At 60.1% G+C, this 5,730-nt stretch carries 7 protein-coding genes and 1 pseudogene; 4 read left to right on the top strand and 4 right to left on the bottom strand.

What is annotated here, in order from left to right:
* Window positions 1-294, top strand: a 294-nt coding sequence (locus IE243_RS23295; RefSeq protein WP_210319955.1) for a hypothetical protein, incomplete at its 5' end; no start/stop codon positions are given.
* A pseudogene (locus IE243_RS21995) lies at window positions 248-541 on the top strand (isochorismatase family protein); the annotation flags it as partial. The gene IE243_RS23295 and the pseudogene IE243_RS21995, both read left to right, overlap by 47 nt.
* A 200-nt stretch (window positions 542-741) precedes the next feature.
* Here the strand turns inward: IE243_RS21995 and IE243_RS21990 are convergent.
* Window positions 742-1,431 carry a hydrolase gene (locus IE243_RS21990; protein WP_191321445.1) on the bottom strand — a complete coding sequence of 230 codons (690 nt, stop codon included), beginning with the start codon at window positions 1,429-1,431 and terminating at the stop codon, window positions 742-744.
* A 97-nt stretch (window positions 1,432-1,528) separates the two neighbouring features.
* Window positions 1,529-2,395 carry a pirin family protein gene (locus IE243_RS21985; RefSeq protein ID WP_191321444.1) on the bottom strand — a complete coding sequence of 289 codons (867 nt, stop codon included), beginning with the start codon at window positions 2,393-2,395 and terminating at the stop codon, window positions 1,529-1,531.
* Window positions 2,396-2,517: 122 nt separating this feature from the next.
* On the opposite strand from IE243_RS21985, the gene IE243_RS21980 reads away from it, so the two are divergent.
* A complete protein-coding gene (locus IE243_RS21980) occupies window positions 2,518-3,468 on the top strand; it encodes a LysR family transcriptional regulator (RefSeq protein ID WP_191321443.1) in 951 nt (316 codons plus the stop codon).
* Window positions 3,469-3,846: 378 nt separating this feature from the next.
* On the opposite strand, the gene IE243_RS21975 is transcribed toward IE243_RS21980, so the two are convergent.
* Entirely contained in the window at window positions 3,847-4,233 is a 387-nt protein-coding gene (locus tag IE243_RS21975) for a tyrosine-type recombinase/integrase (protein ID WP_280514621.1), read from the bottom strand.
* A gap of 6 nt (window positions 4,234-4,239) precedes the next feature.
* On the bottom strand, window positions 4,240-5,244 hold the full coding sequence (locus IE243_RS21970) for a helix-turn-helix domain-containing protein (RefSeq protein ID WP_191321441.1): 1,005 nt from the start codon (window positions 5,242-5,244) through the stop codon (window positions 4,240-4,242).
* An 81-nt stretch (window positions 5,245-5,325) separates the two neighbouring features.
* On the opposite strand from IE243_RS21970, the gene IE243_RS21965 reads away from it, so the two are divergent.
* Window positions 5,326-5,730: EamA family transporter (locus IE243_RS21965; RefSeq protein ID WP_191321440.1), on the top strand; the 405-nt coding region annotated here is incomplete at its 3' end.

The raw sequence follows: 5,730 nt of genomic DNA, 5'->3' as shown, positions 1-5,730 counted from the left end.
GCAGTCGATCTTCCTACATCAGCAATCAACGCAGAAGGTGGGAGCAGGACAGCGGTTACATTGCACCTTCCTGTCAGCGAGGACCTGATCGAACCCGGCCGCTTTCGCAGCGAACGCACGGCAAAGGTCACGCTTCAGGCGCTTCACTACCCCCAAGCCAAGATCATGGCCAACCCGACAACGAGAATTAAAACTTGGGCTGCCAGCTCTTGGTACTCAACCCGAACCATGGGAAGCACCTCGCAGAATGGTGGCGCCCTGGACCGAGGCATGCCTCACCTTCCCTGCCCTTGACGCACTGGCCGAGGACTACGAGGTCTTCGTTCCGGTCGACGCGGTCGGCGGCACCTCGGTGGCTGCGCATGAGGCAGCGCTGAGGCGCATCTAACAGGCCGGGGGCAAGCTGATTTCGACCGTGCAACTGTTCTGCGAACTTCAGCGTGACTGGAAGCGGACCGGGACTGTGCCAGCGTTCGTAAATCTGTTCATCGAGACAGGCGGCACCGCCGGCATCCAGTTTTCTTACGATCGTAGCGAATAAATCTTTTGATGAGCGGCGGGGTTTTTTAGGACCCCGCCGACGGACTGTCTTCAAAGGCAAGGGCGACAACAGCATTGGATCGCAAATACGCTTTCGTTTTGCAGAAACTGTCAGCCTACGCCGTCGACGATTATCATCCAGAAATCCGATGTCACGCCAATAATCAGGGCGGAGTACAGAATCCGCCCCAGCCAGTTTGTTTAGCTGCGCGCGGAATCGAGTTGTTCGTTCCCGGTGACGACCTCTTGGGCCTTGGCATAGCTTTCGATGAGCAGCGCATAGGCCGGGAATATCTTGGTGTAGACTTCGGCCCATTCCTGCGCATCCGGGCGGTTCCACGTCTTCTGAAGCTCGGAAGCCACCGCTGCCGTATCCATTGGGATGACGCCAGCCTGCACGACGCGGGCAAGCGTGATCTCCTCCGCCATCTTGGAATAGGTGCCGGAGGCGTCGATGACGGCAAAGACCTTATAGCCCTCATGGACCGCAGCGATCGCCGGGAAGGCCATGCAGACGCTGGTGATGGTGCCGGCGATGATCAGCGTCTTGCGGCCGGTCGCCTTCACGGCGGCAACGAAGTCCGGGTTGTCCCAGGCGTTGATCTCGCCCTTACGTGCGACATATTGCGCGTGGGGCGCGTTCTGGTGGATTTCCGGTATCAGCGGGCCGTTCGGTCCTTGCGGAACCGAGGCGGTGGTGATGACCGGAAGCTTGCTGAGCGTCGCGATCTTCGCAAGCGCGGCGGCGTGGTTGCGCAGCGCCGGCATCGGCATGTCGCCGATCGTCTGGAACAAACCGCTCTGATGATCGATCAGCAGCATCACGGCGTCATCGGCGTCGATGGTCGGCTTCTGCCCGTTGAAGTTGGCGATATTGCTCTGGGTGCTCATGGTCGTTCTCCTTGACGTGGATGTGGGGGATGGCCGGGACATTTCAGCGAGCCATTGGTGACCGCCAGCCTCGAAGCTTGAGACCGGCGGTTCATCGTCAGGCGGGGATGGCGCCGAACTTTCCGCTCTGGAAGTCGACCATCGCCTGCCGGATCTCGTCGGCCGTGTTCATGACGAAGGGGCCGTGCATGACGACAGGCTCGTCGATCGGTTCGCCGCCGAGGATCAGCAGGGAGGCATCACTGTCGGCTTCCAGCTTGATCTCGCCGCCCTTGCGGTCGAGCAGGACGAACTGGGCTTCGCGGACAACGACGTCGTCGTTGAGCCGCACCGCTCCCTTCAGCACGACCACTGCGACGGTGTGGCCTTCCGGTAAGGTGAACGAGGCCGTGCCGGTCTGATTGAGCCGCACATCCCAGACGTCGATCGGCGTGAAGGTGCGGGCAGGCCCGCGCTTGCCTTCATATTCGCCGGCGATGACCCGCAGCCTGCCGGCGTCGCCCGGAAGTTCGACCACCGGGATGTCGCGGTTGAGCAGCGACTGATAGCTGGGCGGCGTGTTCTTGTCCTTGGCCGGCAGGTTCACCCAGAGCTGAACCATCTCGAACGGCCCGCCCTTGCGGGTGAAGGCTTCGGAATGGAACTCCTTGTGCAGGATGCCGCCGGCGGCTGTCATCCACTGGACATCACCGGGGCCGATCACACCCCCCTTTCCGGTGGAGTCGCGATGCTGGACCTCGCCTTCGTAGACGATCGTCACCGTCTCAAAGCCACGGTGCGGGTGGGTTTCCACGCCGCGAGGCTTGTTCGTGGGTGTAAACTCGGCCGGGCCGGCATAGTCGAGCAACAGGAACGGGCTCACATGATCGCCGTGGCTGGCGTGCGAGAAGAGCGAACGGACGGGAAATCCGTCTCCGACCCAGTGTCCACGCGGGGCGCTGTAAACGCCGAGGACCTTTCTCATGCTGTGTCTCCTTGCCGATGCGCGGGAAGCGCGTTTGCGTGAGACAGAAATACAATCAGGACAAATCTGGCAGTAGACGGCAGTATCGGGTTATTATGTCCTGATAATAGGACAATGACGCGATGCAGGACCTGAACGATCTCCGTTTCTTCGCCGAGGTGGTGGAACAGGGCGGCTTCGCCGCCGCCGCCCGGAAACTTGGCATGCCCCGATCCCGGCTGAGCCGCCGCATCGGCCTCCTGGAGGAACGTCTGGGCGTCCGGCTGATCCACCGTTCGACGCGACGTTTCGCCGTGACCGAGATCGGCAGGGAGTATTATCGGCATTGCCTGGCGATGCTCGTGGAGGCCGATGCGGCGCAGGAAACGATCGATCGGATGCGCTCCGAGCCACGGGGCACCGTAAGGGTCAGTTGCCCCTCGTCGGTCATCTATTTCCAGATTGGGGACATGATCGCCCGCTTCATGGAGCAATGCCCGAAGGTCGAGGTGCTGCTGGAGAGCACCAATCGGCGGGTGGACGTGATCCGCGAGGGCTTCGACATCGCCATCCGCGTGCGGTTCCCTCCATTGGAGGACAGCGATCTGGTCATCCGCAAACTGGCGGACAGTCCGCAACGATTGGTGGCCAGCCCCTCGCTGATCGCATCGCTTTCACGTCCGCTTGTTCCGGCAGACCTGTCGTCGCTGCCCAGCCTCGCCTGGAACCCGGAACGGCTGGAACATGAATGGCATCTTAGGGGACCGGACGGCGCGGCGTCCACGATCCGGCACAGGCCGCGCCTGGTCACGGAAGACATGGTGGCGCTACGTCTGGCGGCGCTACGCGGAATCGGCATCGGACAATTCCCGACCTTCGTCGTGGACGAGGATCTAAAAGCTGGTCGTCTTATCGACCTGCTGCCCGATTGGACGCCAAGATCCGGCATCATTCATGGCGCGTTTCCAACCCGCAGGGGCCTTCTGCCCTCCGTCCGGGCGCTGCTCGACTTCCTTGCAGGAGAATACGCCGCGCTCGATCGGAACGACGAGGTCCGCACCCCGCCAGAACCGGTTGACAACCACTGCGCCTAGGGGCGCGCAGCATATGATCGACGGACGCTATCGCCCGAACAAGCACATGGCTTTCAACTCAGCCGCCACGCCATCGGCATCTATATGAATGATATCACAATAATACCGAGGGAACTTGTGCAGTGATCAGCGGCCAATGGCGGCCCGCGCTGGATTCGAACATATACGTGGAAGCAATCGGCTGGCGACAGGCTAGTTCCAAAGTCAAATCGACTTTCGGGAAATCTCAAGTATCAGGCCAACAACCGGAATCGAGGGCGCAAAGCTAACGTTAAAGCCCTAGTATGACACAGAAACAGGACCACCTCATGCCGTGACCCGGGAACTCCCAACGGAGCGAAGCCGTTACGGCGCTGGGCGATCAGCTTCAATAGCTGTCTACCCACCATTCAGCCGCTCAATGACATCCCTCGCCTTCTTCAGGACGGTCGCTTTCTCAAGGAGGGCATATCGCATCGTCGTCTTGATATCCGCGTGCCCCAGGACCTCCCGGACCTCATAGACGCTGAGCCCATTCTGGATCAGCCGGGTCGCGTGCGTATGGCGCAGCGTATGGATCGTGCAGTCGTGGAGACCAGCCCTCCTGAACGCCTTGCGGATGGCGACGCTGGAATATCCCCGCGCCCCACCCTTTCGGTTCGGGAAGACAAAATCGCCATCACGCGTTGATGCCCTCCGGTTCAGGATGGTGACGACGCGATCGGTCATGAACAGAACGCTCTGGTTGCCGACCTTCTGACGCCGTAACCGCCAGGCCAATGCCATCCGGGCCTATGCATGGAACGCAATTCGGTAGCGCTCCGGGCTGGTATCAAAACGCGCACGAAAATGGTGGCGGAGCGCGTCCGCGGAGCCAAAACCCACAGCGGTCGCGACATCTTCCACTGACATACTGGTGGCTTCCAGCAGGCTTCGCGCCCGCCCGACGCGCTCGTGCAACACCCATTCTCCCGGCGGCATTCCGGTCGCCTCTCCGAACCGACGGATGAAGGTTCGCCTGCTCATAAGCATTCTGGCTGCAAGAGCTTCAATGGTCAGGTCACAATCGAGATGTTTGCGTATCCACGCCAGCAGATCAGCGAGAGGATCTCCAGCGGCCAAAACCGGATTGGGTATGAACTGGGCTTGCCCACCCTCGCGATGAGCCGGAACAACAAGGCGACGAGCGACATCATTGGCAATTTTTGAACCGAAATCCTTACGAACGATGTGAATACACAAATCGATTCCGGCTGCGCGTCCGGCCGAACTCATGATGTCGTCGTCGTCGACGTAAAGCACGCGGGAATCAACATCCAGCGTGGGATACAGTCGTTGAAGGACATCAGCTTGAGCCCAGTGGCAGGCGACACGACGCCCGTCGAGCAACCCGGAAGCAGCGAGGACGAATACCCCAGCACAGATTGACACGATGCGCGCCCCTTGCACATGAGCGAGCCGGATCTGGTCCAACAGCGGTTCCGGCGGACGGGCGTCGATATCATGCCACCCCGCCACGACAATCGTGCCGGCGCGCGCGAGAAATGAAAAGCCGACGTCCGCGACGACCCCGAGGCCGTTGCCCGTGGCCAGTGTCTCACCAGGTCGCTCGGCGCAGACGGCAACGCGATACCAGTCGTCCTCCATATTGGACAAACCGAATATCTCCAGCGCGATGCCAAGATCGAAGGCGTTGACGCCTTTATAGGCGAGCAACGCGACGGTTCTGTCGCTGAGCCGCGAACGCCGGATTTTGTTAGCTGCTGATGTTGACACGATATCGATCATATCTGTCATTCATGCCACTGGTCAAGAAGAGCGCAATTCTGCTGTTCTCACCCATGAAACGACATTCTCCTTGATAAAGCGGAATTTCCGATGTCCAGACCAATCCTGAGCGCAACAACGAAGGGCATACTGGCCTGCCTTCTCGCCGTGACGTCCTTCGGCCTCATGTTTCCGGTGATGGCCAGTGCGCTGAAACGCGTGGACCCATTCTCTTTCACGTCACTGCGTTACCTGACCGCTGCAGGTGCATCCGTCATTCTGCTCCTGGTGAAGGAAGGACCACAGGCTTTCCGCATAAGGGGTGAACCATGTGGTCGCGCGTGGCTTCTGGGATCACTCGGGTTCGCCGGGTTCGGCTTTTTTGTTTTTCTTGGCCAACAAATGGCCGGTCACGACGGTGCGTTGATGACATCGATCATGGCCGCAACCCAGCCACTAGAGCGTTTTTCGATCATTATGGTTCATATCCGCATGAAACGAAGTAGTTCTCACATT

Source organism: Camelimonas fluminis (genome assembly GCF_014656355.1).
GTDB classification, from domain to species: Bacteria; Pseudomonadota; Alphaproteobacteria; order Rhizobiales; family Beijerinckiaceae; genus Camelimonas; species Camelimonas fluminis.
This window is presented reverse-complemented; position numbering and strand designations above follow the sequence as displayed.